Consider the following 26,111-nt stretch of genomic DNA (forward strand, 5'->3'; position numbering starts at 1 on the left):
CGCGCGGCCCGCCATTTCGCCGCAGTTTTTCCAAGCCCTGTCGACGAAGCCGGAAACTTACAGACGAGACGAAGCCTGGCAGCGCCGCTCGTCCGCACGAAGCCTCGGGCTCACAGGGACTACCCGCCCCGCCCGCGCCTCTCGTGCCGACGCTGCCGCGTCCACCGCAAGTCCGGCTCGCGATGCGTGACGACACATGATCGCCCCTCTTGGATGAGCCGGGATGGACGACACATACGCCTAAACCGAATTTCGGTAAAGTGGAATATTTTCGGCGACGCGGATTGACAAAGCGCGACACAGGCACGGTGCCGTAGCCCGGATGGACCCAACGGGTCGGCGCGAAGCGCCGCCCGATGACAGGCTCCGCGTAATCCCACAGTGCGAGATGCCGGGCGAGCGGCCCCGGATTTCGCTTCCGCCGTCGCTCTTCGAGCTATGGCGGACAAGTCGCTCCATCCGGGCTACAAGAGCTACGACCCAAAATCCCGCGGGCTGAACGGCAGGTCCATGATCTTCCATTCCCCGTACAGATTTGCCGGCAGCATCTTATAGGGCTGACAGTTCTGAAGCGCGCTCATGGCGGACTTCACGAGTGCCACCCCTTTCGCGGACGGCGGAGCCTCGATCAGCATCGGCTCGCGTGCCAGCGTGCCGTCGGTCGCGAACACCGTGCGCAGCTTGATGTGAACGGCGTCGGTGGGGCTAAGTCCGGCCGGCAATTTCGCACAGCTGCGCAAATGGCGACGAAGCGCGGCGATGACTTCCTGCGGCAGCTTGGCTGCGATTGAATCCTTGGCATCGCCGCCATCGTCCTTGGGGGTGTCTTTCGGCAGCTCCGGCGGCAATTCCGGTGGCAGGCCCAGCATGACGCCGTACTTGACGGTGACGTCAGGCTGCGGAGCCTGATAGGCCGGCGGCGGCGCGGCCTCCGGCTGCTGCATCGCTTGCGGCGGCGGCTGCATCGGTGGCTGCGGCATCGCCTGGGGCGGCGGTTGTTGCTGCGTCTGCGGCGGCGGCTGTTGCGACGGCTGCGGCTGTTGAGGCTGCGGCTGCACGTTGGCCTCACGCTGCTTCGGCGCCGGCGAGGGTTGCGGCTGCTTCTGCTGCGGTTCAGATGGCGTCTGCTGCGGCGACGGTGCCGCGTCCTGCTGCTTGGCCGCGGGCTTGCCCGCCGCTGCGGATTTGTCGGTGAAATCAAGCTTCGGCAGTTTCAGATCGGGCGTCGGCTCCGGCGGCTTCTCCTTGGCCGCCTCCTTCATCTCCTGCTCCTTGATCTCTTCCTTCACCTGCTCCGGCGTGACGATGTCGACGGTCACGGTCTCCGGCGGCTGGCTGCGAAACGGATGGACCTCGCTGATCACGATGATCAGCGCCACCAGCGTCAGATGCGCGATTGCTGACGCCGCAATGTCCGTCCGTATGATCTTCCGCAGTTCCATCGACCGATCTTGGGTTGCCGTCGCGGTCCTAGCATACCCCAGCCCCCTCTCAATCCCATTTCGGGGCGAAGCCGAAGTCGGTCAGCCGGCCCTTCGGACTGGCGAGTGCGGCGATCCGGCTCATCTCGTCCTCCGACAGCTCGAAATCGAAGATCTCGATGTTTTCAGACAGGCGTTCGATGCGCGAGGTGCGCGGGATCGCAGCGACATTCTGTTGCACCAGCCAGCGCAGGCAGACCTGCGCCGGCGTCTTGCGGTGGGCGCGTCCGATCTCGGCCAGCCTCTGGTCGGACTTGATGCGTCCCTTGGCGATCGGGCTGTAGGCGACGAGCGCAAGGCCATGCTGGTCGCAGGCCGCCCTCACCTTCGCCTGATCGAGATAAGGGTGGTATTCGACCTGGTTGCAGACCAGCGGCTCCGGCGACAGCGCGACCGCCTGCTCGATCAGCGCCACCGTGAAATTGGAGACGCCGATGTGGCGGGTCAGGCCCATGGTCTTCGCATGCGACAGCGCGCCGAGCGTCTCCGCCAGCGGCACGTGCGAATTGGGCCAGTGCAACAGCAACAAATCGACGGAGGGAAGCCGCATGCGGGCCAGGCTCTCCTTGACCGAGCGCTCGAGATCGTGGGGCGCGAAATGGTTGGTCCAGACCTTGGTGGTGAGGAAGATGTCGTCCCGGCGCACGCCGGAGGCGCGCAAGCCGTCGCCGACCTCGCGTTCATTCTCGTAGACCTGCGCGGTGTCGATGTGGCGATAGCCGAACCGCAGCGCCTGCTCGACCACGCGCGCGGCAGCTCTTCCGCTCAGCTCCCAGGTCCCGAGCCCGATCGCCGGGATCCTTGCACCATTGGTCTCGACGAACAGCATGAGGAATCCTCTCTGTCGCGGTCGCCCCAAATCATCATCCAGGTGTCATTATGGACCCGGCCCGTCACGGTGCCAACGGACGACGCCGGCCGCCGGGCCGGATCTTCAGCGCAATGCTAACGGGAGGTTCGCGCCAGGCCTTGATGTCAGGCCTTTGACGTCAGGCCTTGAGGCCTTAGCTCAGGCTTTGGCGAGCGCCTGGAACACCGTATCCGGCGCATGCGCGATCACGGCGAGCAGCGCGCGGGCCGGTCCCCGCGGGGCGCGCTTGCCCTGCTCCCAGTTGCGGATGGTCTCGACGGGAACGCCGAGCTTGGCGGCGAACTCCATCTGGGTCAGGCAGGCGCGGCGACGCAAATCGCGCACCGCGAGCGGGTTGGCGTCGGCCGGCGCGGCATTGGCCGTGGGCTCGACCGGAGACGGCTGGACCGGAAATTCCTGTCCATCCCGCAACTCAACGACCCGTCCGTCCGCCTTCAGCCGCAACCGCATGCTCATTCCCCCAAGCAAGGGGGATGATGCGCCAGGTCGCTTAAGTTCGGATTAAAAGGTCTCGTGCCCCGGACGCGGCGCAGCGCCCCTCTTGGGGTGATGCGACGCAGAGCCGGGGCCCATGTCTCCGCATGGTGCCGTGTTGCTTGCTGAGTCCCGGTTCTGCGCAGCAGCGCTACGCGCCGCAGCGCGCCCGGGACACAAGAGCGAGAGCGCCGCCCCTACCTCAGCCCGAACCAGAGCGTCGCGATGCCGAGGAAGGAGAAGAAGCCGACCACATCCGTTACCGTGGTGACGAAGGTGCCCGACGCCACCGCGGGGTCGGCCCTGACGCGTTCGAGCGCCATCGGGATCAGGATGCCGCCGAGCGCGCCGGCGATGAGGTTGCAGACCATCGCGAGCCCGATGACGATGCCGAGGCCGGGGATCTTGAACCAGGCCACCGCCGCAATCCCCGTGATCACGGCGAAGGCGAGCCCGTTGACGAGACCGACCAGCGCCTCGCGCATCACCACGCGCCAGGCGTTGGAAGAACCGAGCTCGCGCGTCGCCAGCGCCCGCACCGCCACCGTCATGGTCTGGGTCGCGGCGTTGCCGCCCTGGCTCGCGACGATCGGCGCCAGCACGGCGAGCGCGACCATCTTCTCCAGCTGGCCCTCGAACAGGCCGAGCACCGAGGATGCCAGGAAGGCGGTGGCGAGATTGACCAGCAGCCAGTTGAATCGCGCGCGCGCAATCGTCAGGAAGGTATCCGACAGCTCTTCGTCGCTGGTGACGCCGCCGAGCGCCTTGAGGTCCTCGTCCGCCTCCTCCTCGATGACGTCGACGACGTCGTCGACGGTGATGACGCCGACCAGACGATCCTGGGTGTCGAGCACCGGAGCTGCGACGAGATTGTACTTGCCGAACATGCGCGCGACTTCCTCCTGGTCCTCCAGGACGGAGACGCGGCGGCGGTCCTCGTCGGTGAGCTCGGTGAGCGGCACCGGCCGGCGCGCGCGCAGCAGCACGTCGAGGGGGACTGCGCCCTGCCAGTGCTGGTCCTTGTCGACGACGTAGATCTCATAGAAGCGGTCGGGCAGATCCGGCGTCTCGCGCATGTAGTCGATCGCCTGACCCACGGTGAAATCCTGGGGCACCGCGATGAACTCGGTCTGCATCCGGCGGCCCGCGGAATTCTCGGGGTACAGCAGGCTGCGTTCGAGCGCGACGCGCTCCCTAAGCGGCAGCTTCTCGAGGATCTCCTCCTGCTCGGCCTGGTCGAGGGTCTCCAGCAGCTCGACGGCGTCGTCGGATTCGAGCTCGCGAACACCTTCCGCGACGGTCTCCGGTGGCAGTTCCTCGAGGATTTCCTCGCGCACGGCCTCGTCGACCTCGTTCAGCGCGGAGAAGTCGAAATCGCGCCCGGTCAGTTCGACCAGGCGGACGCGGTCGTTGGGCTCGAGAGCGCCGATGAGATCGCCGAGATCGGCCTCGTGCAGCTCGGCGACGCAGGCGCGCAGCGAGGCGCTGTCGCCGGCCTCGATCGCATGAGCGACCTCCTCGACGAATTCGTGCCTGATATCGCCGTCTTCATTGCGCATCGGCACGTGGTCGAGTACCGAATCCGCGGCGGATCGGGCAACGTCCATATGTTCATCCATGGCGCGCCTCGCCGTTTGACAGGTTGGAACGAATGGTCTGGGCTGACGGTCAGGCAATACCCACAAGGCAAAGCCGAGCGCAATGACAAAGATGCTTCGACTGCGATGGACCTCGATGTCATCAGGCGCGGCCCTCGCGGCCCTGATCGGCATCGCCTCGACGGAAGCCGCCGAGTGCCCGCGCAAGGACGCGCTCGGCACTTCGCGCGTGCTGAGTGTCGATGCCAGGACCACGCCGCGCGTGGGCTTGAAGAGCTTTCCGCAGACGCTTGCGCTAGCCGATCACGAGGTCGTGCTGACCTTCGACGACGGGCCGAACCCGCCGACGACGTCGAGGGTGTTGGCGGCACTGGCGCAGGAATGCGTGCGCGCGACCTTCTTCTTGATCGGCCTGCACGCCAGCCAGCATCCTGATATGGTCAAGCGCATCGCGCGCGAGGGCCACAGCATCGGCCACCACACTTTCTCGCATCCGTTCATGGCGCGGATCCCGTTCGACAAGGCCAAGAGCGAGGTCGACCGCGGCATCGCGGCCGTCGAGATGGCGCTGCACGGCGCCTCGACCACGACGCCTTCGACGCCGTTCTTCCGTTTCCCCTATTTCGAGGCCACGCAGACCGAGCTCGATCTGTTGCAATCACGCGGCATCGTCGTGTTCGGCGCTGACCTCTGGGCCAGCGACTGGAACGAGATGACGCCGGAGCAGGAATTGAAGCTGGTCACGGAGCGCCTCGCAGCGAGCGGCAAGGGCATCGTCCTCTTCCACGACCCCAAGGCGCGCACCGCCGCGATCATGCCGGCCTTCCTGCGGTATCTGAGGGAGAACGGTTTTCGCGTGGTCCACATCGTGCCGGCCGGCCCGCCGCAGAAGAGCGCCGATGCGCGCTGATGCCGGAATGTCACGCCGGCGCAAAATGGGGTGATTTGGGCCCTATTAACACTCTGTTCATGATACCCCCTGCTAATGGACGGGGACTTTGTGACGGGAAAGGCTGTTGGCGCCTGAACCGTTTCCTGATGTCTCCGACCTACTATGGCGGCAATCGCACATGAGGGCAGACCGGGTTCATGATCGGAAGTAGCGTTGTCTTGCGGACGCGATCGTGGATCGTCCTTTGCCTCGGCGGATTCCTTGGATGTTCGACCATCGGATCGCCGGCGGCGCTTGCGGCCGATTGCCCGGGCCATCCCGACGCGCTCGGGACGTCCCGCACCCTGGTGGTCGATCCGCGCGAGCATCCGCTGATCGGTACCATGCAATACCGCGAGACCCTGCCGCTCAGGGATCATGAGGTCGTCCTCACCTTCGACGACGGTCCGCTACCGAAATATTCCAACCAGGTCCTCAAGATGCTCGACGACGAGTGCATCAAGGCGACCTTCTTCATCATCGGCAGCCAGGCCAAGGCGAACCCGGAAGGCGTGCGCAAGCTGGTGGCGGCGGGTCACACCGTCGGCACCCACAGCATGAACCATCCGCTGACCTTCGACCGGATGCCGATCGAGAAGGCCGAGGCCGAGATCAACGGCGGCATCGAGTGGACCTCGGCCGCGATGACCGATCCGTCCAAGCTGGCGCCGTTCTTCCGCATTCCCGGCCTGATGCGCGCCGAAGGCGTCGAGCACCATCTGATCTCGCGCGGCATCCAGGTGTGGAGCGCCGACTTCCCCGCCGACGACTGGCGCCATGTGTCGTCCGACCGCGTCTATCAGCTCGCGATCCAGCGGCTGGAGGCCAAGGGCAAGGGCATCTTGCTGCTGCACGACATCCAGGCGCGGACGGTGGCGGCGCTGCCAAAAATCATCCGCGACCTCAAGGCGCGCGGCTATCGCATAGTGCATGTGGTGCCGGCGACCGCCGAGCGACCGGCAACGCCGACCACGCCGGTGGAATGGCTGCTGCATCCGCCGACCGAGACCGTGCCGATCGCGCGCTGGCCTTCCGTTCCGAGCTTCGTGTTCACGCAGACCAGGACGCTGCCGGCGCCCTCGCTCGCCGACCTCAATGCGCAGACCGAGCATCAGCCGCTGCTGCCGCGCCGGACCAAGGGTCAGATGGACATCGCCTCCGCCCTGCCCGTGCCCGGCCGCGCTCTGTTTGCGATCCCCGAAGGCTCGGTCGAGGTGCTGCTGTCGACGACATTATCGCGGCGTGCCGCGACCCGGCTGGCAATGGCGGCCGAGACGCCGCATGCGGCCAGAGCCAAGGCAGCCAAGGGCACGACGGCCAAGTTCCAGGCTCGACATGCCGCGCATGCGGCGCCGGCCGCACCGAAGCATGCCGCGCAGGCCAAGGGCACTACACCGCGCTCGACCCGCATCGCCAGTCTGAAGAAGCGCGCTTAGTCCCTACCTACTGCCGCATGATGGCGGCGACGCAGAGCAGCACGATCAGCGCGAGGAAGAACAGGTCCATATAGGATTTGAGCTCACCGTCGCGGCGCAGCCGGGCCACGTCGGCGACCACCTGCTTGCGCGCGTTCGTTCCTCCGGAGCCATCATTGATCGGGCCCTGAAGCCGCCGCGTCTCGGCTTCCAGCTTCTCGATCTTCTGGAAGAAGTAGAACGCGCGCAGCGTCGAGACCGCACGCATCGCGGCATAGACCAGCACCAGGATCGCCAGGATCGCCCGGTTCGGATATTTCTCCATGAAGTTCAGGCTGAAATAGACCACCGCCATGAACGCGAAGTTGGTGATGAAGCGGTAGACGAAGCTGAGAAAAACCATGCTGGCTCGAGTCTTGAGGGTGCGCAGCCGGATCCTGCTGCGAATTCGGGATCGGGACCCAGACCGGGAGCTGGGTTGTGACGGCCCGTCTACGCCAACTTTGTTTCAACAAAGATACTGCAAGTCGCCGCCTTTTAGCCACACGCCGCCATAATGCAAGCCGGACCATGGCGGTGGTGCCTGCCCTGACGCAGCGCGCCCGCTACGGCTCAATGGCGATTTGGCGGAAGTCGCGTTAGACTGGACGCTGCCGCCACATCTGAGGTCTGCCGATGCCGAAGAAGGGAATCACCGGCCACGACGACTGGGTTCTGACCGAGGCCCTCGCGACCGCCCTGGTCGCGCTGGAGCAGCTCGAACCGAAGCACCAGCCGAACGCGCATATGGACGACATCCGCAAGATTCTGGCGAACGGCAAGGAGCCGGCGGCGGTGAGCCTGCACCTCGCCCAGGCCAAATGCCGGCTGTTTCCCGACCTCGACCCGCTGGAGATCTACCGGGAATACGGCATCGGCGAGGAATATGGCTGAGGCGGCCTAAGGCCCGCCGGCGACCGACCCCGCAATCACCATCACCAATGCGGCAAGATCGATCCTCCCGTTGACGGTCAACTCGTCCGAGCCTTTCGCATCCTTGGCGCCCTGGACCTTGAGCGATTGCGGCCGGTCGGCGGCCTGCCGCTGCAACTCGCCGATGATGGCGTCCTTCAGTTTCTCTTCCAGCATGAGCTTCGTCCTTCAGGCTGCCATCGCGCGGCAGGATTGTGCGCAGGAGCGGCACGCCGAAACGCATTCGTCCATGCCGCCGACCCGCTCGCAATCGGCGGCGCATTCGGTGCAGATCTCGGCGCATTCGCCGCAGGTATGCCGATGATGCGGCGTGTTGATCAGCATGAAATGCGCAGCCGTCCGGCACATTTCGGCGCAGGCCATCATCAGGCGGAAGTGTTGCGGCTCGACGTGCTTGCCGCCGGTCTCGAGGCAATGGTTCATCGCCGTGCCGAGGCAGGTCTGGTAGCAGCTCATGCAGAGCGAGATGCAGCGGGTCATGTCTTCCGATTGAGCCATGGTTCTCTCCAGTTGCGCATCGGCATCCCCCGCTCCACCAAGGCAAGGCAACGCCCTTCGTTCCTGGTTCCGGCCGATTGTGACGTCCGCGGAACCGCGCGATGCGGCGCTAGCCGAAGCGCCTCTCGCGCAGCGCGCGGTAGCGGACATTGGTCTGCGGCTTGATGAACAGCGCCTTCACGCCCGGATGCCGCTTGCGGGTCTCAGCCTCGATCGCAACGACACATTGCTCGATGTCGTCCGCGCGCTTGTCATCCGCGAACTCGACACTCAGGGCCGCCACGATCTCGGCCGGCGACAGCTGCACCGTCAGAACGCCGTTGGCCCTGAGCACGCCGGGCGAGCGCCTTGCGATGTCCAGGACGGACCGCGCCAGCTCCGGATCGGCAGGCTCGCCGATCAGCAGGCTCTTGCTCTCGCGTGCGAGGCCGACGGACGTGATCGCCAGCAATATGCCGATCAGGATCGAGCCGATGCCGTCCCAGACCGGTTGGTCCAGCCATACGGCAGCCGCTGTGGCCGCGGCCGCGATGGTGATGCCGACCAGCGCCGCGCTGTCCTCGAGCAGCACCATGAATGCCGGCGGATCCTTGCTGCGAACGAACGCCTGGTAGTATCCAAAGCGCCGGCCATCGGCGCTGAAGTGCCGCAGGGCGACCAGCCAGGAGCCGCCTTCGAACAGAAACGACAGACCGAGCACCACGAAGCTGACCATGGGATCTTCGATCGGCTCGGGTGCGGCGACGTGCAGAATGCCCTGATACAGCGAGACACCGGCGCCCAGGGCGAAGATGAGCAGTGCAACGATGAAGCTCCAGAAATACAGCTCGCGCCCGTAGCCGAGCGGATGGCATTCATCGGGCGGACGGCTCGCGCGACGGTAGCCGTAGAGCAGCAGGATCTCGTTGGTGGTGTCGACGAGCGAATGCACGGCTTCGCTCGTCATCGCCGAGCTTCCCGTCCACGCCGCGGCGCCGATCTTCGTGACCGCGACCAGGACATTGCCGAAAAGAGCGGCGTAGACGGAGGTCTTCGTGGAAGACCCGGCCGCGACGTCGCCGATGTCTGGGGCCGCGCTCCTCATGCCAGGCGCCGCGGCAGGCTGTGGTGGATGGTGCAGGCGGCAAGCGCGGCGTGGCCGAATGCGACCGAGATCTGATGCAGGTCGGTGACGACGTCGCCGATGCCGTAAAGGCGGTCAACCGAGGTGCGCTGATGGTCGTCGACCTTCAGATAGCCCTCCCCGGTATGCTCGGCGCCCAGCGAGACCGCGAGCTGCGAACGCACCTCGGCCCCCATCGCCGGATAGACCGTGTCGAATTGCATCGTGCGGCCGTCGGCCAGGACGGCCTCGAGGCCCCCCACCCTTCGCCGCAAGCGCAGGTCGGGCGCGAACACGATGTCGACGCCGGCCTCGGCCAGCTCCGATGTCAGGCTCTCCTCGTCATCCTGTCCGGTCGCGAGCAGCGTCACCTCGCGCGAGTAGCCGCGCAGGAACAGTGCCTTGCCGGCAGCCCGGCCAAGCGGGCCGACGATTCCGATGCGGCGGCCCATCGCCTCGAAGGCATCGCAGACGGGACAATAGCGCAACAGCCCGTCCGCGACCGCGGCGCGCCACTGCTCGAATGGCGGATGGCTATCGACGATGCCGCTGGCGAGGATGACGGTGGTGGCCTCAAGCGCGCCGCCGTTCCAGATCGCCTGAAAGCCGTCGTCGCGCCGCTGCAAGGCGGTAACCTCGGCCTCCACGCGCTCGACGGCGAGCTCGCCCAACTGCGCCGACATGCGTGCGATCAGCTCCGCGCCGGAGAGACCGTGGACGAAGCCGGGAACATTGTGGCTGCGTGGGATCAACGCGGCCCGGCTGGCGCCAGTGTCCGCGACGCAGACGCTGCGGCGGAAGCGTGCCAGATAGATCGCGGCCATCAGCCCGGCGGGGCCGCCGCCGACGACCAGGCAATCAAACCGCGCGCCGGTCATTTGGGGTTCGGATCCGCAAGACCGGCGCCGGGCTCCTGCAGCTGCCCGCTCCGCGCCAGCCGGACAGCGTTGCCGAGCGCGCGCGCTGCGTTCTGGACCTCCTGCTGGAACTCCCCGTCGTCATCGAGTTCGCGATGCGAGGTGGCATATGGCTCCATGTAGCCGACATAGCCGTCGAGCTCGGCGAAACGGCCCGCCGAGATCAGCTGCATGTCGGTCAGCCAGTCCGACAGGGCGCGGCGCACGCCCTCGGCACCGACGGCGTCGCCATGAACGACCACGCCGAAATGACGGCCGGCGAGATGGCGCGGATAGGGCCAGCCCTTCAGCTCCATCGCCTTGGCCTCGTCGGCCTTCTTGCCATGCGTCGAGGTCGGATCGGGGTTGCCACCATCGGCGCAGACCATGCGATCCATCATCGCCTTCAGCCCGGAAGGCACATGGTACCAATTCACCGGCGTCACGATCAGGATGCCATGAGCCGCGACCCACAGCGGATAGATCTCGTTCATCCAGTCGCCGGTCTGGTCCAGCGAATAGTTCGGATAGCAGCTGCACGGCCAGTGGCAGAGCGGCATCGCGGTCGAGACGCAGGATTTGCAGGGATGAATATTCTTGCCGAATTCCGAGGCAAGGCGCGACAGATCGAGAATGTCGACAGCAAACCCCATCTCGACGAAAACAGGTTCGGCCAGCTTGACCAGACGCCAGGTCTTGGACATCTCGCCGGGACAGGTGTGCTCGCTCCGGGCCGAGCCATTGATGATGAGAATGCGCGGCGTCTCCTGCGCATCGTCATGCCGGCGCTGCGCCGCCAGGATCTTCGCGCGCGCGTCGAGCCAGTCGATAGCAATGTCGTAATCGGGGTCGGAGAAACCTGCGCCCGCCTTCCGCGTCAACGGCGCCTTGCGCGAATGGCTATAGGCGTCCCAGGCGGCACCGACGACGGCATCGAGCTCGCGCTGCAGCGAGGCAAAGGCGGGATCGACGAACTGACGCTTGTAGCGCCGCTCGAACTCCTCGCGCGACAGCTTGACGGGCGGCATCCCCTTGCGAATTTCGGCGTCCGTCATGCTGGCTCCCGGCGAAGGCGGTATCATCCGACCAACCCGGCGGGCAGCACCCGGTTCCTTGCCGCTACTGGCGCGCCACGTCCTGCGGCGTATCGAATTTCGCGATACGCTGGTCCAGCCGCCACAGCTCGATGCGATGGGCCAGCACGAGCGAGGCGGCCTCGCGCTTGGCCTGCTCGTCATTATCGCAGACGAGATTGATGCATCCGAACACATGCCCGTCCGGATCGATCTGGAACGCGCGGTAATGCTTGATACTTCGCATGATCATCCTCCGCGTCTTGGGTAGACCGGCGCGCTCAGCCAGTCCGTCAGGTTCGAGGTCACGTCGTTCTGCTTGGCGCGCTGCAGCAGCAGCTCACGCTCCTTGCCCGGCGGCAGGCTGAGTGCGCGGTCGCGGGCGTTTTCGGCAAAGGCGGCCAATCGCTCCTGGAGCGATTGGGTCTGTTTCCTGCGGTTGCGTTTGGCGGTCATTGTTCTTCGCGATGATTTCGGTTGGACGGAAATCGGCCCCGGCCGGGATCGGGTGCCGGGGTCGAGGTTCTCTTGTCATTCAGCTTCCGTCGCAACGGCGGGTTCCGGCATTTCAAAAAGTTAAAGCTGCGCGATTTTGCGCGAGGACGGCGGCATGGTTCCTCGTGCTCGCGTGCCGCGCGTCACGACAATCGACTGCGCCGGAACCGAATTACTGATTCGCTTGTTCACGAAGGACTTGAAGGAGGATCATCATGGCAAAAGCAGCATGGAAACGGCCGGGCTCACCGATCGGCCGCAAGGGACCGCGCAAGGCCAATCCCGCGTACAAGCGCCGCGCGCGCCAACCCTGGACGCCTGCGGATGTGAGCAAGCTGAAGCAGCTCGCGAAGGGAAACACGCCGACCGGCGTGATGAGCATCAAGCTGCAGCGCCCGGTCGCGGCCATTCGCAGCAAGGCCCATCGCGAAGGGATTTCGCTGCGTCCGGCCAACCGCTCACCCTACAACCGACGAACCAAAGCCGCGAAGCGGCGTTGACGGAAGGCACCGCCGGGTGACAACCGGACACAACGGGGACGATGGACGTGGCGCTCATTTTTCCGGTTTCTGCCCACGACACCAGCGCATCGGTACGCGCCGACATCTAACCCGTTCCCGGCGCGTGCAGCCTGATACGCTGCACTCTTCGCTCCCTGTCACACGGACAGGGCGAGCCCGTCAATCGCGCGCAGGCGACGCTCCCACAACGTTCCAGAGGCGGGAACGGTTGCTGGCCGGCGTCGGAAGCACGACGGGACTCTGCGACACAAGCTCGCTTGCGTAACATGGGTTAAATTAGTCGGTGGCCAAATTTGCTAATTTAGGAACGTCGTATGACCGCCTGGGATTCGCGTAAATGGACAACTATCGCCGACTGCAGAAAACCTGCGAGAGCCAGGCCGCTCTCAGCTCCTCACCTGCAACGCGAACTGCGCTGCTGGAAATGGCGGAGGAGTATCGCAAGCGGGCCGAAGCCAACGCGTTTCAGGGGCCCGAGCCGGCCAACCCCGGGCGCACCGAAGTTTCCGGCCAAACCAGCCCTCCCGACTCTGCTCAACTGAGTCGATAGAGTTGCAAATAGTTCGGCGCGAACAACGCCGCTGCCTTGAGCGCGTCGAGATCATTGACGGTCAGAGTCCGATCGCGCAGCACGATCAATCCCGACGCACGCAGCTCCTGCACGGTCCGGTTAAGGTGCACCACCGACAGGCCGGTAGCGTCCGCAAGGTCCATCTGCGTGACCGGCATGACGCAGGAATTTCCGTCGACCATCCCGACGGGACGAAGCCGCTCGAATATCTCGCAAAACAGATGCGCCACGCGTTCCAGGGCTGTGCGGCGACCAAGGTTGATGGCCCATTCGCGCTGGACGGCGTTGTTGACGAGGGTCTCGCACCAGAGCGCCTCGGCGAGCGATCGATCGACCATCGTCAGACTCTCGAAACGCGCGCGCTTGATCTCGGCGTAGACCACCGGCGTCATTGTCGCGATGGAATGGTCCATCACGGGGAGCAAGAAGGCGTGCGAGTCGCAGCTCTCGCCGGGAAAGATGAAATTGACGATCTGGCGCCGGCCGTCCTCGAGCGTCTTGTAGCGGCAGAGCCAGCCCGATAGCACAACCCGGACGCTATCGACGGGATCGCCCTCCGAAATCAGGTCTTCACCCGCCCCGGCGTGCTCGAGACCTTCGAGCAGCGCATATTCGAGCGACGCACGGGCCTCCGTCGACAACGGCCGCAGCACGTTCAGCCGGCGAATGACCAGCTCCACCAGGCTGCGATCGGAGGTCGACAAGGACATCAATCAGCCACCGCCGGTGTGTGGAACGCGCGCTTGCTCCGCGGAATGGCGATCGTGCATTGCAGCCCCGCGGGGTCGAATGCCAGGGTGGTCTGCCCCTTGAACTCGAACGCCAGGGTACGCTCCAGAAGCTCTGTGCCGAAACCCTTTCGGAGCGGCGGCTTGACCTGTGGCCCTCCGCGCTCGCGCCATTCGAACACCAGCTCCGCGGACTGGGCGCTTTCATCGAGGCGCCAGGAGATTTCAACACGTCCGCTCGGCTGGCTCAAGGCGCCATATTTCAGCGCGTTCGTCGCAAGCTCGTGGATCGCGAGCGCGAACGTTTCGGCGGCCTTGGGCTGGAAGCGCACCTTGGGACCTGAGACCTGCATCTGCTCGCCCTCGCGGGCATTATAAGCGAGAAGCTCCTCGACCACGAGATATTCCAGATCGACACCGCCCTCGGGATCGCGTGTCACCAGCGCCTGGGTGCGGGCAAACGCGTTCAGCCGTCCGTCGAGATGGGAAGCATATTCCTCGACAGTGGTGGCGGATTCGGCCGAACGGCGGGCGATGGAGCGCACCACGCCGAGCGTATTGCGAACGCGGTGCTGCAGCTCGGCCAAAAGCAGGCGCTGCCGCTCCTCGGCGCGGGTGATCGCCGGAACATCGATGAAGGTGATGACGACGCCAGCGATGACATCGTCGATGCTGTGATAAGGCAGGATGCGCACGATGTAGCGCGTGCCGCCATCCAGCGCGCTCAGCTCACGCTCGGCGCTCGCAAGCGTACGCAGCACGCGGCGAATGTCGTCATAGAGTTCCTCGATCGGGATGCGCGCCTTGATGTGAGCGATGGGCCTGCCCGTGTCGGTCTCCACGAGATGCAGGAGCTGGGTAATTGCCGGTGTGAAGTTCATCACGCGCAGCTCATTGTCGAGAAAGACGGTCGCGATGCGCGTGCTCTCCAGGAAACTCTTGAGATCGCGGGTGGCGCGCGTCAATTCCTCGACACGGTGCGTCAGCTCGCCGTTGACGATGGTCAGCTCCTCGTTGACCAACTGCAACTCCTCGGGCGAAGCTCCGGGCTCCTCGTGGGCCAAATGTAACTCCTCGTTGAGAGACTAGTATCCTCGTGGACGGTTTCGGCTACTCAGGGATGCTCTTCAGGGTTGCTCGCGAACTCCTCGAATGTGGCCTGGATACGCTCGCCTGTGGCGCGCGCAGCTCGCTCCCGGGACGCTCGACATGCTCGGTGCGCACTGGCCCCTACCATAGCAAAAATCGACATTCTCCCAACGGATCAAAGGCGAATGATGAAGGGGTCGCGTTTGGCCATGGAACCCACCTTCGCTTCCATCGTTGGGACCAAACCGGCCTCCGACCCTACGTTCCCATCGGTTCGGCAGGCTTGCTGGAGGGATCATGTCTGTCTCCACCACCCCGCCTGGGCCAAGCGCGCCACTAGCGGGCCGCCGCATCCTCGTCGTCGAGGACGAATATTTTCTCGCCGATGACATCGGTAAGGCGCTACGCGCGCTCGGCGCGGAGATCGCCGGTCCCGTCGGCCACATCGAGGATGCGGTCGAAATGCTGCACGATGGCGGCGTTCTGGATGCAGCCGTGCTCGACGTGAACATCCGCGCCAAGCCGATCTTTCCCGTCGCCCGGGAGCTTAGGGCACGCCAGGTGCCCTTCGTGTTCACTACGGGCTACGACAGGATCAGCATCGAGCCGGAATTCCAGGACGTGCCGATCTGGGAGAAGCCGATCGACATCGTGGCCATGGTGCAGAATCTGGCGAGCCTCGTCGACGGTCAACCGTCATCGCCGCAGCCATCGTCGCCTGAACGGGCTGCGCCTGCGGGATGAACGAGCCGCAACCAAACGCGGATCAGAACAGATGCGCGAAGGCGAGCCAGGCGGTCACCGCCAGGCACACCACAACGGCGGCGTAAGGTAGCGCGACGCGCAAGACGGCAAGCCTTTCCGCGTCAGCTCATCATCATCCAGGTAAATGCCGCCACCATCACCAGAAAACCTGTGATCGCGGTCGCGACAAAGGCCTGTTCGATGCGGTCCATCGCCATCGCAGCCCCCTTTCCAGCCCACGCAATGTGACCGCTTCGGGGCCGCCGCGCATTAGGCTATGTGAATCGGCCTCCCTCCTTTTGTCGGCCCGCCCGTTCAGCCGCGCAGCGCCGCGGAAATTGCGACGACATCGCTCTACGACTTCGCCGTGCCCGGCTCGGCCATCTTGCGGTGCTGCCTGGCCAGCATCTCGTTCGGGGTGACGTTGGCGACCGTGGTCTGGATCTTGTTCTTCAGCCCGGTGACGACATCGGCCTCGCCGCGCAGCATCGCATCGAACCCCGCCTTGGCGACGTCGTAGGCGCCGTCCTTCTTCTCGGTGCCGACCTTGGTGTCCATCATCCCGGCGCGGCGGAAGAACTCGGTATCGGTGGCGCCCGGCATCAGGCAGGTGACGGTGACGCCGCTGTCACGCAATTCCTCGCGCAGCGCGAACGAGAATGAGTCCAGGAACGCCTTGCTGGCGTTATAGGCCGCCTGGAAACTGCCGGGCGTGAAGCCGGCGATCGAGCCCGTGATCAGGATGCGCCCGGACTTGCGCCGCAGCATCTCGTTACCGGCGCGGTGGATCAGGTAGAGCGTGCCGGTGATGTTGGTGTCGACGAGATGCTTGATCCTGGCGAAGTCCTGATCGAGGAACGCCTTGCCGAGGCCGATTCCGGCATTGGCCAAGAGTGCATCGATCGGCCGATCGCCGACCGCGGCGCAGAGCTTGTCGACGCCCTCGGTGGTGGCGAGATCGGCTTCAACGGCCCCCACGCTGACGCCGAGCCTGCGCAGATCGACCGCCACCCGCTCGATCATCGGCTCGTCAGCCGCGATGACGAGGTTGAAACCCGCTTGGGCACAGCACCTTGCGAGTTCCAGGCCGATACCGGTGGAAGCGCCGGTGACGATTGCGAGTTGATTGGCGGGCATGAGCGTGTCCTCGCTTGAGGTTGATCACGCCCAATCACTGCCCCCGCGCTCTCGTTCCTATCCGCGTCGCGATTTGCGCCAGCCGGTGCAGTGCGAAGAATTTGCGCGCGGCGTTAGCAACCATCGTTCACGCCTCGACTTAGATGGCCAACTGGCTCAGTCGGGAGGACGAAGGATGAAGGCGCTGGTTTGGCACGGCAAGGAGGACATCCGCTGCGACACCGTCACCGATCCGGAGATCCAGGACCCGCGCGATGCCATCATCAAGGTCACGAGCTGCGCGATCTGCGGCTCCGACCTGCACCTCTTCCACAATTTCATTCCGGGCATGCTGCCCGGTGACATCATGGGCCACGAGACCATGGGCGAAGTGGTCGAGGTCGGCTCCGGCGTCGACGGCAAGCTGAAGAAGGGCGACCGCATCGTCGTGCCCTTCACGATCATCTGCGGCGAATGCGACCAGTGCAAGCGCGGCAATTTTTCCGTATGCGAGACCACCAACCGCAAGCGCCATCTGGCCGACAAGGTGTTCGGACACACGACGGCCGGCCTGTTCGGCTACACCCATCTGACCGGCGGCTATCCCGGCGGCCAGGCCGAATATCTCCGGGTGCCCTATGCCGATGCCACCCACATCAAGGTGCCACCGGGCATTCCCGACGAGCAGCTGCTGTTCCTCAGCGACATCTTCCCGACCGGCTGGCAGGCCGCCGCGCAATGCGACATCGAGCCCACCGACACGGTCGCGATCTGGGGCTGCGGTCCCGTGGGGCAGATGGCGATCCGCAGCGCCATCCTGCTCGGCGCCAACCAGGTGATCGCGGTCGACTGCCTGCCCGAGCGGCTCAGCATGGCGGAAGCCGGCGGCGCCACCACCATCAACTTCGAGACCGAGAGCGTGGTGGAGCGGCTGAACGAGCTCACCGACGGTAGGGGACCGGAAAAGTGCATCGACTGCGTCGGCATGGAATCGCATGTGATGGCCTCCCTGCCCGACACACTGCTCGACCGCGCCAAGCAAATGGTGATGGCGGAAAGCGACCGGCCCCACGTGCTGCGCGAGATGATCTATGTCTGCCGGCCCGGCGGCATCATCTCGGTGCCAGGCGTGTACAGCGGCCTGTCCGACATGCTTCCGATGGGCGCCTTCATGAACAAGGGCCTGACGATGCGGACCGGCCAGACCCACGTCAACCGCTGGACCGACGACCTGCTCCGCCGCATCGAGGAGGGCGAGATCGATCCCTCCTTCGTCATCACCCACACCGTCCCGCTCGAACAAGGACCGGAGATGTACCAGGTGTTTCGCGACAAGCGCGACTCCTGCGTCAAGGTCGTGCTGAGGCCCTGAAGGAGCAAGCCATGTTTCATTTCTCCAACATCGTCCGCACCAAGGGCGATCCGAAAATCGTCGAGGGCGGGCCGAGCTTGAAGCGGCCGGAAGATCAGCTCGCCCGCGCACTCGGCTGGTTCAGCATCGGTCTTGGTGTTGTCGAATTCTTCGCGCCGAGACGCGTCACGGAAACGCTGGGCATGGAAGGCCATGAGACCATGGTCCGCGCCTTCGGCGTGCGCGAGATCCTGGCCGGGATCATGTCGCTGTCGGTCGACAAGAACGCCGGCCTGTGGGCCCGCGTCGGCGGCGACGGTCTCGATGCCGCCGCGCTGCTGTCGGGGCTGACATCCGACAATCCCAAGAAGGGCAACATCTCGCTGGCGCTCTTGATGGTCGGCGGCATCGCCATGCTCGACTACCGCGCCGCGCAGGACACCAAGCCGAGGCGGCCGCCGCGCGAGGCACGGCGCAAGCTGTATCCGAACCGCAGCGGCTTCCCCAAGGGCATCGAGAGCGTCCGAACCGCGGCCAGGCAGATTGCAGCGCCCGCCGGTCATAATGAAGTGAAGCAAGGCGATGAGCGTCGAGTCCCCTGACGAGGCTGCGTGGTGGGAATCCGCCGTCATCTACGAGATCGCACCGATCTCCTTCCAGGACTCCAACGGCGACGGCAAGGGCGACCTCGCCGGCTTGCTGTCGCGGATCGACTACCTCAAACGGCTCGGCGTCGACGCAGTCTGGCTGACGCCGATCTACAAAAGCCCGTTCCGCGACCTCGGCTACGACATCTCCGACTATTGCGCGATCGATCCTGCCTTCGGCAGCCTCGAGGATTTCGACCGGCTGCTCGAAGCCCTGCACGCCGAAGGCATCCGCCTCATCCTCGACCTTCTCCCCAATCACACCGCCAATGATCACGAATGGTTCGTCGAGAGCTCCAGCTCGCCCGCCAGCGCCAAGGCCGACTGGTACATCTGGGCCGATGCGGCCGAGAACGGCGGCCCACCCAACAACTGGCTGAGCCGCTTCGGCGGCAGCGGCTGGGAATGGTGCGAGGCACGGCGGCAATACTATTATCATTCCTTCCTGGTGGAGCAGCCCGACCTCAACTGGCGCAATCCGCAGGTGCGCGCCGCGATCGCCGACGTGATGCGGTTCTGGCTCGACCGCGGCGTCGACGGCTTTCGCGTCGATGCCAGCGCGGTCCTGATCAAGGACGAATTCCTTCGCGACAATCCGCCGAATCCGGCTGCCGAGGGCAAGCCGCCGCCGCAGCGCCAGACCCCCGTCTTTACCGACGACCGGCCGGAGACGATGCATTGCATCGAATTCATCCGCGAGGTGATCGACGGCTATCGGGGACGCATGCTCGGCGGCGAAGTCCAGGGCAAGACCGATCGCATCGGCCACTTCTGCGGCAACGACAAACCGCGCCTGCATCTGCCGCTCAATTTCGCGCTACTCGACTCGCAATGGGACGCATTGTCGCTGCAGGCAGCGATCGATGCGTATTTCAACGCCATCCCCGAGCATGCCTGGCCGGTCTGGGTGATCGGCGGCCACGACAAGCAGCGGGTCGCGAGCAAGATCGGTGAGGCGCAGATGCGCGTGCTGGCGATGCTGCTGATGACGCTGCGGGGAACGCCGTTCCTCTTCATGGGCGACGAGATCGGCCGCAAGCGCGTGCCCATTCCGCCCGACCGCGTCCACGATCCCTTCGAGAGGCTGGTGCCGGGATATGGCCTCTGCCGCGATCCCGAGCGCGCACCGATGCGATGGGACGACAGCCCCGACGGCGGCTTCACCACGGGCCGTCCGTGGTTGCCGCTGGAGCCCCCCGACGGCGCGGCCAATGTTGCCGGGCAGCGGCGCAACGAACGTTCGATCCTGGCGCTGTTTCGCGCGCTGATCACGCTGCGGCGCGAGCATGCGGGCCTGCAACACGGCGGTCACGAACCGCTGCGCTCGCGGAACGACGTTCTCGCCTACAAGCGGACCGACGGCCGCAACGAATTTCTGGTCGCGCTCAACATTGCCGCCGAGCCGCGCAAATGGCACTGGCTGGGCCGCGGCCGCCTGCTGATGTCGACGCATCTCGACCGGCCGCCCGTGGCGTTGCCGGATGCTTCCATCCTGCTCCGGGGCAATGAAAGCGTGATCATCGCGCTCGATCCACGCTGAAGGCCCCGAGGAACCATCCGCGCGTCAGAGCGTCTGATCAACGCCTCCGACGTCCCCCCTGCCGGAGGCAGACTGCACGAAACCGCAACCCCGGCGCTCACCGCCCCTTCAGGCGCCGGGGTTAGCGGCGTGGGTCTGGGAGGCAGGTCACCTTGGAGACAGCCATTTGGAGACAAGCCATGGGCAAGACAAAGGGACTTCAGCAACGCATCGTCGGCAAGACCAGACAAGCCATCGGCGAGATCATCGGCGACCAGGATCTGCACGATGACGGCAAGGCCGAGGCCCGGCGCGGCCGCGACGAACAGGACAAGCCGAGCAAGCTCAACCCGCTGAAGAAGCTCAAGCAGCTGACGTGAACGCAGAGCCGCGACCAGCACTTGCCAATGCAGGGCGGCGCACTGACAAAGACCTGTCGCGGGTCACGGGGAGACGACGACGTTCGCGCTGGATTGCCGCCGCCGAGCTCGGCCTGATCAGCAGCACCTTCTCGACCATCGTCAGCCAGCTCTTCGCCGCCCGGATCGGCCGCGATGCCGCGGTCGACTGGATGACTGTCGCCGCCATTCCCGCGCGCGACTGGGCGATCAGCGCAGAGCCGTCATGGAGCGCGGTCCTGACCGGAATCGCCTTCCATCAATGGGCGGATTTTTCCTGGGCGCTGGTGTTCTTCGGTGTGCTCGGACGCTGGACCGCCGACTTGCGGCCGGCGACCATCCTGCTGCTCGCGCTGCCCTGGGCCGCGCTCTCGTCCGCCACGGAATGGTTCGTGCTGGTGCCGCTGTTTCCGTTCTGGCAGCCGCTGTTCACGCTGCAGCAGCCCTATTGGATCGGCCTGCTCGTTCATGGCACCTCGGCCCTGATGTATCCTCTGTTCGCCCGGTTGCGCTGGAGGCAAGGCGCTGCAGCCGGGCGCGACATTCGCTTCACCAATGCCTGGATCACCGGCGCGCTGGTCGTGGTGGCGCTGTTAGGCGCGATCGCGTTGTTCGGCAGCCACGGCTACGAGCCGCCGTGGATGGGGCGCGACAGGGATGCGGACCAGACCTATATCCGTCACATGACGGCGCATCATGCCCAGGGCATCGAGCTGGCCCGGATCGCCGTGGAGCGCGCCCAGGACCCGCATCTGCGCAAGCTCGCAATGCTATTGGTCGCGAGCCAGACCGGCGAGAGCCGGATCTTCGAGAACTGGTGGTTGAGCTGGTTCGACACGGAGATGCCCGACTGCAGCACCGAAGAGCGTGCCGCCATGCCGGGCTTCCTGACTCAGGCCGAGATGCGACAGGTCAAGGCCGCGCCGGCGGACCGGTTCGACGCGGTGTTCGTCGAGACCATGAGCAGGCATCACATGGGCGCGGTCAGGATGGCCGACCGGATGTGGCACAGCGGCGGAGACCCACGGCTGCGCGTCATGGCGCATGCCATTCGCCACGCCCAGCAGGGCGAGATCGCACTGATGCACGATGCGAGCGGCGTTTCGGCGGTCGCCACGGCCGTCCGCAACATGCTCGGCGACAACGTCAATTGAGCTGATCGCCCCTACTCCCGCCAGAACTCGGCCAGTTCTTCCGTTGTCACCAGGTCGACCTGGCCGTGAAAGCGGGTGCGGTACATCGTCATGAGCGCGTCGTGCCCGACGTCGGACGAGCTGCACAAGGCATCCTCGACGATGACGACCCTGAAGCCGAGATCGACCGCGCTCAGGACCGTCGAGAGCACGCAGACGTCGGTCTCGGCGCCCGAGATCACGACCGTGCCGACGTTCTTGTCGATCAGCCGGCCCGCGAGCGCGGGATTGCTGAACGCGGAATAGGCCGGCTTGTCGATCATTGCAGCCGGCGGAGCGAACTTGCTCAGCGCGGGCACGAGCTCGAGCGCGGATGGCGGCAGATGCTTGCGCGTTGCCTGGCTCCAGCGATGAAAATAGCGCTGCCACTGGCCGGGACGGTCTTCCGGATCCTGCGGCGTGATGAAGCGCGTGAAGATGGTTCTGGCCTGGTGGCGCGCAACGATCGAGACGATCGCCGGCAGGACCCGCTCCATCCACGGCGTCGCCCACAGACCACCGGGGGCGAAAATGTTCTGCATATCGATGCAGAGGTGAACGGCCTCCCTGACCTCGGCCACTTCAGACGTGCTGTCCCTCATCGTCCTCCACCATCAAGCGCATTCGGCGATCCATTGCGAATGCGAAGGCGACGGTTTTGGTTCCGAACCGCCCGGTGCAGAGGCGGACCTGGAACCCGCTACGCGCGGTTACGCCGGCGTTGCGGTCGGCGCCACGTCGAGGCGAACCGCAATCCCATTCAGCTCCGGGCTTGGCGCCGGGTAGAGCTTCATGACGAGCGGATCATGACCGGGAACGATGTGGTCCGCATCAGGTGCCGCGGCGCGCAGCTTGTCGAAGCCCACAAGCATATCGCCGACATGAAACGCCGTCGTGAACGGACGCTCGCTGGTCATGTTCTCATAGAAATGACTGACGTCGGAGGCGAGCACGACAGGGCCGCGGCGTGTGTTGACGCGGACGAATTGAAGACCGGCGGAATGCCCGCCGGCCGCATGCACCGTCAGACCGGGCGCAATCTCGGCATCGCCGTCGTAGAACAGCACCCGGCGTGCGTAATTCAGCCGCACGATCCCGCAGACGTCCTCGACCTCGAACGAATGCGACAATCTCGGATATTGCATATAGCGCCCGGTGGCATAGGCGAGCTCGCGTTCCTGCAGATGAAATCGCGCGTTCGGAAATCGGTCGAAATTACCGACATGGTCGTAGTGCAGATGGGTGAGGATCACGTCCTTGACGTCGGCGGGGTCGATATCGAACGCGGCAAGCGTCTCCACCGGGCAGCGCAGGAAATTCCGCCTGCGCTGCTTGGCCACTTCCGCGTTGAACCCGGTGTCGATGACGACGCTGCGCCCGCCTCCCCGCGCCAGCCACACGAAATAGTCCATCGGCATCGGTCCGTCATGCGGATCGCCGCCGATGAAGTGCTCGCTCCGCTGCGCCTCCCGCGTTGCGTAGCGAATCGCAAAGAGCTCGTAGTCCGGGTCAGCCATGGGATTTGCTCAGGAACCCGCCGCGTCGACCTCGTTGAAGGCCTCGCGCGCATTGCGGAAGGCGTCGATGCCGGCAGGCACGCCGCAATAGACTGCGACCTGGAGCAGGATCTCCTTGATCTCCTCCTTGGTCAGCCCGTTCTTCAACGCGCCTTTGATGTGCAGCTTCAGCTCATGCGGCCGGTTCAGCGCGCCGAGCATCGCCAGATTGACGATCGAGCGCGTGCGCCGGTCGACGCCGGGCCGCGTCCACAAGGCACCCCAGCAGAATTCGGTCGACCATTCCGCCATCGTACGCGTGAACTCGTCGGCCCCGGCAATCGACTTGTTGACGTAGTCCTCGCCGAGCACCTCTTTACGAACTTTGAGGCCCTTTTCGAACAGTTCGGTCTTGCTCATGATCGTCCCTTTCAGGTCTTGAGAGAGTTGAGTTGGAAGTTGATTAGCGCGATGCCGGTCGCAGCGATTGCAGGAGATTGCCGACGTCGTCGACCGAATCGAGCCGCCAGACTGCGTCGATGACACGGTCCGCATCCCAGTCGCTTCGGCCGGTCCGCACGGCCTCGCGCAGCTTGGCCTCGAGGTCGCGATCTGTGAGCGGCGCAGCAAGACTGCCACGCGGCGAAATGACGGTCTCGGTGAGGACCTCACCGGACGAAAAGCGCAACGTCACGCGCGCGGCACCATCGGGGATCTCGCTGTCCAGCTCCGCCCTCACCTTCTGCCGCAGCTGCGCGATATCGGGCCGGACCACCGTCTCACGCGCGAATTCGGCCACCCCGGCCGTGCCGAGCAATAATCCGCACGCCACGCAATGATGGATGCTGACGCGCGCATCGCGCTCGTTGTTGACCGGGCGATCGCCGCGGGCGAGCAGCAGCGCCGAGCCCTGCACTATCACCAACTCGATCTGGTCAACGCGTCCAGCGATGCGCTCGCGCAATGAGAGACAGGCGTCGATCACCGCGTGAAAGACGATGCCGGCGGGATACGGCTTGTAGGTGTTCTTCGCGACCTCAAACGTCTTGCCGAGACCGTCGAGCAGGCGTGCAATGTCGGGCTCGTCTCCCATGGTGCGCGCCCAGCCGAGCGGGCCTTCGATGGCGCGGTGCGCCGCCTCAAAGCCCTGCTGCGCCAGCAGCGCGGCGAACAATCCGTTCCGAGCCGCGTTGCCGACGCTGACATTCTTGGCGGCACTGGGCAGGTTCTCGACATTGCCCGACGACTGGCTGGCCGCAAGCCCGATCGCGTTTGCGATCCCCTCCGCGGGCAGGCCCAGTAGTTTCGCACACGCCGCCGCAGCACCAAAAATCCCGCAGGTCGAGGTGATGTGCCAGCCGCGCGCGTAGTGGCGCGGCGAGACTGAATTGCCGATGCGGCACTCCACGTCCACGCCGAGAATGAACGCGGTCAATACCTCCCGCCCCGACAGTTTGCGCATCTCCGAAAGCGCCAATATGGGCGCGGCAACCGGCGCGGCAGGATGAATGATCGTCTCGGGATGGGTGTCGTCGAAGTCGAGCAGATTGGCCGAGATCGCATTGAGAAATGAGGCACACAACGCATCCATCGGCTGCGAGTGACCGATGACCGTCGATGTCGCGGCCCCGCTGAACGGCGCCAGCGTGCGCATCGCTGCGATGACGACGGGATCGCGCGCGGAGCCGAGCGCCGTCGCGAAGAAATTGAGGATCGATCGTCGCGCCTCAAGGCTCTGCGCCTCCACCTCCGCCCAGGACGAAGCAGCGACGAAATCAGCGAGCGTCTTGCTCACACTCGGAATTGGAACTTGCGGCACGCGGAGCGTCTTCCTCGTTTTCCCGAACCTTATGCCGATCCGCGGCAAAATGTCGACCCTAAATGTTATGCTTGACAGCTTGTCTGACAATCATAACAATCCGGCCCGTTGGCGCGGGATCCCCGCTGCCACGACGACGGCGGCCGCGACGGCTGGCCGGCGAACGCGTTCGACCAACGAGATCAAGAAGGCGCGCCCGTCACGGGATCGCGCGACAGGGAGTAGACGATGGCGGGAGAGATTCTCGGCGTAATCGGCACGGGCCGCATGGGCGGTCCGATGGCGGGACGATTGATGGACGCGGGCTATTCGCTCGTCGTCTATGACACGCAGGCCGAGGCGACTCAGCCGCTGGTCAAGCGCGGCGCGCTCCTCGCCAGTTCACCGGCCGACGTCGCTTCACGCTCCGACATCGTGCTCGCCAGCCTGCCGACGCCCGACATCGTCAAGGCCGTTGCGCTCGGCCAGGACGGCATCAGCAGCGGCAACCGTGCGAAGATCGTCATCGATCTCTCGACCTCGGGTCCAGGCGCTGCGAAGTTCGTCGCGGAAGGCCTCAAAGCGAAAGGTATGACACTGGTCGATGCGCCCGTGAGCGGCGGCATCAAGGGCGCGGTCAACGGCACGCTGGCGGTGATGGTCTCGTGCCCGCAGGCGACTTACGAGACCGTGCAGCCGATCCTGAAGAACTTTGGCAAGCTGTTCTACACCGGCGACAAGCCCGGCGTGGCGCAGACGGCCAAGCTCGCCAACAATCTGATGGCGGCCGCCGCGCTCGTGATCACCTCGGAAGCCGTCGCGATGGGCGTCAAGGGCGGCGTCAACGCCAAGGTGCTGATCGACATCATCAACGCCAGCAGCGGCCGCAACAGCGCCTCCGAAGACAAATTCCCCCGCGCGGTGCTACCCGGCACCTTCGATTTCGGCTTCGCCACCGGCCTCTCCTACAAGGACGTTCGTCTTTGCGTGGACGAGGCCGAGGCCATGGGCGTGCCGATGGTCTGCGGCGCGGTGGTGCGGCAGATGCTGGCGATCACCAACGCCAAGTACGGCGCCTCATCCGACTTCACCTCGATCGCCAAGGTGCTCGAGGAGTGGGCCGGGGTCGAGATGCGCGGCTGATCGCGCACGCTT

General features: G+C 65.2%; 30 protein-coding genes and 1 pseudogene. 12 read left to right on the forward strand and 19 right to left on the reverse strand.

Features of this window, described 5'->3' with window-relative positions; all coding sequences use genetic code 11:
* Positions 1-473: 473 nt before the first annotated feature.
* The 4 genes from RAD04_RS37500 to mgtE all read right to left on the reverse strand — a co-directional run bounded on the left by RAD04_RS37500 (position 474) and on the right by mgtE (position 4,445).
* Positions 474-1,442, reverse strand: a complete 969-nt coding sequence (locus tag RAD04_RS37500) for a hypothetical protein (protein WP_461627798.1) — start codon at positions 1,440-1,442, stop codon at positions 474-476.
* Between the two features lie 49 nt (positions 1,443-1,491).
* The gene (locus tag RAD04_RS37505) at positions 1,492-2,310 is read right to left on the reverse strand and encodes an aldo/keto reductase (RefSeq protein WP_461627799.1); all 819 of its coding nucleotides are present in this window, start codon (positions 2,308-2,310) and stop codon (positions 1,492-1,494) included.
* A gap of 180 nt (positions 2,311-2,490) precedes the next feature.
* Positions 2,491-2,808, reverse strand: a complete 318-nt coding sequence (locus tag RAD04_RS37510; protein ID WP_038949950.1) for a helix-turn-helix domain-containing protein — start codon at positions 2,806-2,808, stop codon at positions 2,491-2,493.
* A 215-nt stretch (positions 2,809-3,023) separates the two neighbouring features.
* Positions 3,024-4,445, reverse strand: a complete 1,422-nt coding sequence (gene mgtE / locus RAD04_RS37515) for a magnesium transporter (protein ID WP_461627800.1) — start codon at positions 4,443-4,445, stop codon at positions 3,024-3,026.
* An 82-nt stretch (positions 4,446-4,527) separates the two neighbouring features.
* Between mgtE and RAD04_RS37520 the strand changes: the two genes are divergently transcribed.
* The gene (locus RAD04_RS37520) at positions 4,528-5,334 is read left to right on the forward strand and encodes a polysaccharide deacetylase family protein (protein WP_461627801.1); all 807 of its coding nucleotides are present in this window, start codon (positions 4,528-4,530) and stop codon (positions 5,332-5,334) included.
* A gap of 179 nt (positions 5,335-5,513) precedes the next feature.
* On the forward strand, positions 5,514-6,791 hold the full coding sequence (locus RAD04_RS37525; protein WP_461627802.1) for a polysaccharide deacetylase family protein: 1,278 nt from the start codon (positions 5,514-5,516) through the stop codon (positions 6,789-6,791).
* A gap of 7 nt (positions 6,792-6,798) precedes the next feature.
* On the opposite strand, the gene RAD04_RS37530 is transcribed toward RAD04_RS37525, so the two are convergent.
* The gene (locus RAD04_RS37530) at positions 6,799-7,173 is read right to left on the reverse strand and encodes a hypothetical protein (protein ID WP_461627803.1); all 375 of its coding nucleotides are present in this window, start codon (positions 7,171-7,173) and stop codon (positions 6,799-6,801) included.
* A 272-nt stretch (positions 7,174-7,445) separates the two neighbouring features.
* Between RAD04_RS37530 and RAD04_RS37535 the strand changes: the two genes are divergently transcribed.
* Positions 7,446-7,703, forward strand: a complete 258-nt coding sequence (locus RAD04_RS37535; protein WP_028140543.1) for a hypothetical protein — start codon at positions 7,446-7,448, stop codon at positions 7,701-7,703.
* A 6-nt stretch (positions 7,704-7,709) separates the two neighbouring features.
* Here RAD04_RS37535 and RAD04_RS37540 read toward each other — a convergent pair whose 3' ends face one another.
* The 7 genes from RAD04_RS37540 to RAD04_RS37570 all read right to left on the reverse strand — a co-directional run bounded on the left by RAD04_RS37540 (position 7,710) and on the right by RAD04_RS37570 (position 11,767).
* A complete protein-coding gene (locus RAD04_RS37540) occupies positions 7,710-7,898 on the reverse strand; it encodes a hypothetical protein (protein ID WP_461627804.1) in 189 nt (62 codons plus the stop codon).
* A 12-nt stretch (positions 7,899-7,910) separates the two neighbouring features.
* The gene (locus tag RAD04_RS37545) at positions 7,911-8,240 is read right to left on the reverse strand and encodes a four-helix bundle copper-binding protein (RefSeq protein WP_461627805.1); all 330 of its coding nucleotides are present in this window, start codon (positions 8,238-8,240) and stop codon (positions 7,911-7,913) included.
* Between the two features lie 109 nt (positions 8,241-8,349).
* A complete protein-coding gene (locus RAD04_RS37550) occupies positions 8,350-9,324 on the reverse strand; it encodes a cation diffusion facilitator family transporter (protein ID WP_461627806.1) in 975 nt (324 codons plus the stop codon).
* A complete protein-coding gene (locus RAD04_RS37555) occupies positions 9,321-10,220 on the reverse strand; it encodes an NAD(P)/FAD-dependent oxidoreductase (RefSeq protein ID WP_461627807.1) in 900 nt (299 codons plus the stop codon). The genes RAD04_RS37550 and RAD04_RS37555 overlap by 4 nt, the downstream gene beginning before the upstream one ends.
* Positions 10,217-11,293: a flavodoxin family protein gene (locus tag RAD04_RS37560; protein ID WP_461627808.1), complete on the reverse strand. Its 1,077-nt coding sequence runs from the start codon at positions 11,291-11,293 to the stop codon at positions 10,217-10,219. Before RAD04_RS37560 ends, RAD04_RS37555 begins: the two co-directional genes overlap by 4 nt.
* Positions 11,294-11,357: 64 nt before the next feature.
* Positions 11,358-11,558 carry a hypothetical protein gene (locus tag RAD04_RS37565; RefSeq protein WP_091957771.1) on the reverse strand — a complete coding sequence of 67 codons (201 nt, stop codon included), beginning with the start codon at positions 11,556-11,558 and terminating at the stop codon, positions 11,358-11,360.
* Positions 11,559-11,560: 2 nt separating this feature from the next.
* A complete protein-coding gene (locus RAD04_RS37570) occupies positions 11,561-11,767 on the reverse strand; it encodes a hypothetical protein (RefSeq protein ID WP_461627809.1) in 207 nt (68 codons plus the stop codon).
* A gap of 254 nt (positions 11,768-12,021) precedes the next feature.
* Between RAD04_RS37570 and RAD04_RS37575 the strand changes: the two genes are divergently transcribed.
* Together RAD04_RS37575 and RAD04_RS37580 are read left to right on the forward strand one after the other, a co-directional pair.
* Positions 12,022-12,306, forward strand: coding sequence for a hypothetical protein (locus tag RAD04_RS37575; protein ID WP_091957065.1), 285 nt, complete (start codon positions 12,022-12,024; stop codon positions 12,304-12,306).
* Positions 12,307-12,664: 358 nt separating this feature from the next.
* Entirely contained in the window at positions 12,665-12,877 is a 213-nt protein-coding gene (locus RAD04_RS37580; protein ID WP_461627810.1) for a hypothetical protein, read from the forward strand.
* Here RAD04_RS37580 and RAD04_RS37585 read toward each other — a convergent pair.
* Positions 12,862-13,608 carry a Crp/Fnr family transcriptional regulator gene (locus RAD04_RS37585; RefSeq protein ID WP_461627811.1) on the reverse strand — a complete coding sequence of 249 codons (747 nt, stop codon included), beginning with the start codon at positions 13,606-13,608 and terminating at the stop codon, positions 12,862-12,864. The genes RAD04_RS37580 and RAD04_RS37585 overlap by 16 nt on opposite strands.
* Positions 13,608-14,850, reverse strand: a pseudogene (locus RAD04_RS37590) (sensor histidine kinase); the annotation flags it as partial. The pseudogene RAD04_RS37590 and the gene RAD04_RS37585, both read right to left, overlap by 1 nt.
* Positions 14,851-15,012: 162 nt before the next feature.
* Here RAD04_RS37590 and RAD04_RS37595 point away from each other — a divergent pair.
* Entirely contained in the window at positions 15,013-15,459 is a 447-nt protein-coding gene (locus RAD04_RS37595) for a response regulator (protein ID WP_461627812.1), read from the forward strand.
* Positions 15,460-15,813: 354 nt separating this feature from the next.
* Here the strand turns inward: RAD04_RS37595 and RAD04_RS37600 are convergent, their stop codons facing one another.
* The gene (locus RAD04_RS37600; protein WP_461627813.1) at positions 15,814-16,596 is read right to left on the reverse strand and encodes an SDR family NAD(P)-dependent oxidoreductase; all 783 of its coding nucleotides are present in this window, start codon (positions 16,594-16,596) and stop codon (positions 15,814-15,816) included.
* Positions 16,597-16,771: 175 nt separating this feature from the next.
* Between RAD04_RS37600 and RAD04_RS37605 the strand changes: the two genes are divergently transcribed.
* The 5 genes from RAD04_RS37605 (at position 16,772) to RAD04_RS37625 (ending at position 21,644) form a co-directional block, all read left to right on the forward strand.
* Positions 16,772-17,947, forward strand: a complete 1,176-nt coding sequence (locus tag RAD04_RS37605; protein ID WP_461627814.1) for a zinc-dependent alcohol dehydrogenase — start codon at positions 16,772-16,774, stop codon at positions 17,945-17,947.
* Positions 17,948-17,958: 11 nt separating this feature from the next.
* Complete coding sequence (locus RAD04_RS37610; protein ID WP_461627815.1) at positions 17,959-18,528, forward strand: hypothetical protein; 570 nt, start codon at positions 17,959-17,961, stop codon at positions 18,526-18,528.
* Positions 18,509-20,113 carry an alpha-amylase family glycosyl hydrolase gene (locus RAD04_RS37615; RefSeq protein WP_461627816.1) on the forward strand — a complete coding sequence of 535 codons (1,605 nt, stop codon included), beginning with the start codon at positions 18,509-18,511 and terminating at the stop codon, positions 20,111-20,113. The genes RAD04_RS37610 and RAD04_RS37615 overlap by 20 nt, the downstream gene beginning before the upstream one ends.
* 179 nt (positions 20,114-20,292) lie before the next feature.
* Positions 20,293-20,472, forward strand: coding sequence for a CsbD family protein (locus tag RAD04_RS37620; RefSeq protein WP_461627817.1), 180 nt, complete (start codon positions 20,293-20,295; stop codon positions 20,470-20,472).
* The gene (locus RAD04_RS37625) at positions 20,469-21,644 is read left to right on the forward strand and encodes a DUF305 domain-containing protein (protein WP_461627818.1); all 1,176 of its coding nucleotides are present in this window, start codon (positions 20,469-20,471) and stop codon (positions 21,642-21,644) included. The genes RAD04_RS37620 and RAD04_RS37625 overlap by 4 nt, the downstream gene beginning before the upstream one ends.
* Before the next feature lie 11 nt (positions 21,645-21,655).
* On the opposite strand, the gene RAD04_RS37630 is transcribed toward RAD04_RS37625, so the two are convergent.
* The 4 genes from RAD04_RS37630 to RAD04_RS37645 all read right to left on the reverse strand — a co-directional run bounded on the left by RAD04_RS37630 (position 21,656) and on the right by RAD04_RS37645 (position 24,953).
* A complete protein-coding gene (locus RAD04_RS37630; RefSeq protein WP_461627819.1) occupies positions 21,656-22,264 on the reverse strand; it encodes a cysteine hydrolase family protein in 609 nt (202 codons plus the stop codon).
* 108 nt (positions 22,265-22,372) lie between these two features.
* Entirely contained in the window at positions 22,373-23,179 is an 807-nt protein-coding gene (locus RAD04_RS37635; protein ID WP_461627820.1) for an N-acyl homoserine lactonase family protein, read from the reverse strand.
* Between the two features lie 9 nt (positions 23,180-23,188).
* Complete coding sequence (locus RAD04_RS37640; protein WP_091957089.1) at positions 23,189-23,578, reverse strand: carboxymuconolactone decarboxylase family protein; 390 nt, start codon at positions 23,576-23,578, stop codon at positions 23,189-23,191.
* Positions 23,579-23,621: 43 nt separating this feature from the next.
* Entirely contained in the window at positions 23,622-24,953 is a 1,332-nt protein-coding gene (locus tag RAD04_RS37645; protein ID WP_461627821.1) for an MmgE/PrpD family protein, read from the reverse strand.
* A gap of 252 nt (positions 24,954-25,205) precedes the next feature.
* Between RAD04_RS37645 and RAD04_RS37650 the strand changes: the two genes are divergently transcribed.
* Complete coding sequence (locus tag RAD04_RS37650; protein WP_461627822.1) at positions 25,206-26,099, forward strand: NAD(P)-dependent oxidoreductase; 894 nt, start codon at positions 25,206-25,208, stop codon at positions 26,097-26,099.
* Positions 26,100-26,111: the final 12 nt, after the last annotated feature.

The sequence above is a fragment of the Bradyrhizobium sp. 25ACV genome, assembly GCF_054863005.1.

Excerpts from the sequence above, each read along its gene's own strand:
- RAD04_RS37535 (WP_028140543.1), top strand. The coding sequence starts at position 7,446 with ATGCCGAAGAAGGGAATCACCGGCCACGACGACTGGGTTCTGACCGAG.
- RAD04_RS37580 (WP_461627810.1), top strand. The coding sequence starts at position 12,665 with ATGGACAACTATCGCCGACTGCAGAAAACCTGCGAGAGCCAGGCCGCT.
- RAD04_RS37540 (WP_461627804.1), bottom strand. The coding sequence starts at position 7,898 with ATGCTGGAAGAGAAACTGAAGGACGCCATCATCGGCGAGTTGCAGCGG.
- RAD04_RS37525 (WP_461627802.1), top strand. The coding sequence starts at position 5,514 with ATGATCGGAAGTAGCGTTGTCTTGCGGACGCGATCGTGGATCGTCCTT.
- RAD04_RS37555 (WP_461627807.1), bottom strand. The coding sequence starts at position 10,220 with ATGACCGGCGCGCGGTTTGATTGCCTGGTCGTCGGCGGCGGCCCCGCC.
- mgtE (WP_461627800.1), bottom strand. The coding sequence starts at position 4,445 with ATGGATGAACATATGGACGTTGCCCGATCCGCCGCGGATTCGGTACTC.
- RAD04_RS37630 (WP_461627819.1), bottom strand. The coding sequence starts at position 22,264 with ATGAGGGACAGCACGTCTGAAGTGGCCGAGGTCAGGGAGGCCGTTCAC.
- RAD04_RS37530 (WP_461627803.1), bottom strand. The coding sequence starts at position 7,173 with ATGGTTTTTCTCAGCTTCGTCTACCGCTTCATCACCAACTTCGCGTTC.
- RAD04_RS37615 (WP_461627816.1), top strand. The coding sequence starts at position 18,509 with ATGAGCGTCGAGTCCCCTGACGAGGCTGCGTGGTGGGAATCCGCCGTC.
- RAD04_RS37635 (WP_461627820.1), bottom strand. The coding sequence starts at position 23,179 with ATGGCTGACCCGGACTACGAGCTCTTTGCGATTCGCTACGCAACGCGG.
- RAD04_RS37640 (WP_091957089.1), bottom strand. The coding sequence starts at position 23,578 with ATGAGCAAGACCGAACTGTTCGAAAAGGGCCTCAAAGTTCGTAAAGAG.
- RAD04_RS37575 (WP_091957065.1), top strand. The coding sequence starts at position 12,022 with ATGGCAAAAGCAGCATGGAAACGGCCGGGCTCACCGATCGGCCGCAAG.
- RAD04_RS37585 (WP_461627811.1), bottom strand. The coding sequence starts at position 13,608 with ATGTCCTTGTCGACCTCCGATCGCAGCCTGGTGGAGCTGGTCATTCGC.
- RAD04_RS37520 (WP_461627801.1), top strand. The coding sequence starts at position 4,528 with ATGACAAAGATGCTTCGACTGCGATGGACCTCGATGTCATCAGGCGCG.
- RAD04_RS37610 (WP_461627815.1), top strand. The coding sequence starts at position 17,959 with ATGTTTCATTTCTCCAACATCGTCCGCACCAAGGGCGATCCGAAAATC.
- RAD04_RS37605 (WP_461627814.1), top strand. The coding sequence starts at position 16,772 with ATGAAGGCGCTGGTTTGGCACGGCAAGGAGGACATCCGCTGCGACACC.
- RAD04_RS37595 (WP_461627812.1), top strand. The coding sequence starts at position 15,013 with ATGTCTGTCTCCACCACCCCGCCTGGGCCAAGCGCGCCACTAGCGGGC.
- RAD04_RS37505 (WP_461627799.1), bottom strand. The coding sequence starts at position 2,310 with ATGCTGTTCGTCGAGACCAATGGTGCAAGGATCCCGGCGATCGGGCTC.
- RAD04_RS37600 (WP_461627813.1), bottom strand. The coding sequence starts at position 16,596 with ATGCCCGCCAATCAACTCGCAATCGTCACCGGCGCTTCCACCGGTATC.
- RAD04_RS37550 (WP_461627806.1), bottom strand. The coding sequence starts at position 9,324 with ATGAGGAGCGCGGCCCCAGACATCGGCGACGTCGCGGCCGGGTCTTCC.
- RAD04_RS37650 (WP_461627822.1), top strand. The coding sequence starts at position 25,206 with ATGGCGGGAGAGATTCTCGGCGTAATCGGCACGGGCCGCATGGGCGGT.
- RAD04_RS37560 (WP_461627808.1), bottom strand. The coding sequence starts at position 11,293 with ATGACGGACGCCGAAATTCGCAAGGGGATGCCGCCCGTCAAGCTGTCG.
- RAD04_RS37500 (WP_461627798.1), bottom strand. The coding sequence starts at position 1,442 with ATGGAACTGCGGAAGATCATACGGACGGACATTGCGGCGTCAGCAATC.
- RAD04_RS37620 (WP_461627817.1), top strand. The coding sequence starts at position 20,293 with ATGGGCAAGACAAAGGGACTTCAGCAACGCATCGTCGGCAAGACCAGA.
- RAD04_RS37545 (WP_461627805.1), bottom strand. The coding sequence starts at position 8,240 with ATGGCTCAATCGGAAGACATGACCCGCTGCATCTCGCTCTGCATGAGC.
- RAD04_RS37565 (WP_091957771.1), bottom strand. The coding sequence starts at position 11,558 with ATGCGAAGTATCAAGCATTACCGCGCGTTCCAGATCGATCCGGACGGG.
- RAD04_RS37570 (WP_461627809.1), bottom strand. The coding sequence starts at position 11,767 with ATGACCGCCAAACGCAACCGCAGGAAACAGACCCAATCGCTCCAGGAG.
- RAD04_RS37510 (WP_038949950.1), bottom strand. The coding sequence starts at position 2,808 with ATGAGCATGCGGTTGCGGCTGAAGGCGGACGGACGGGTCGTTGAGTTG.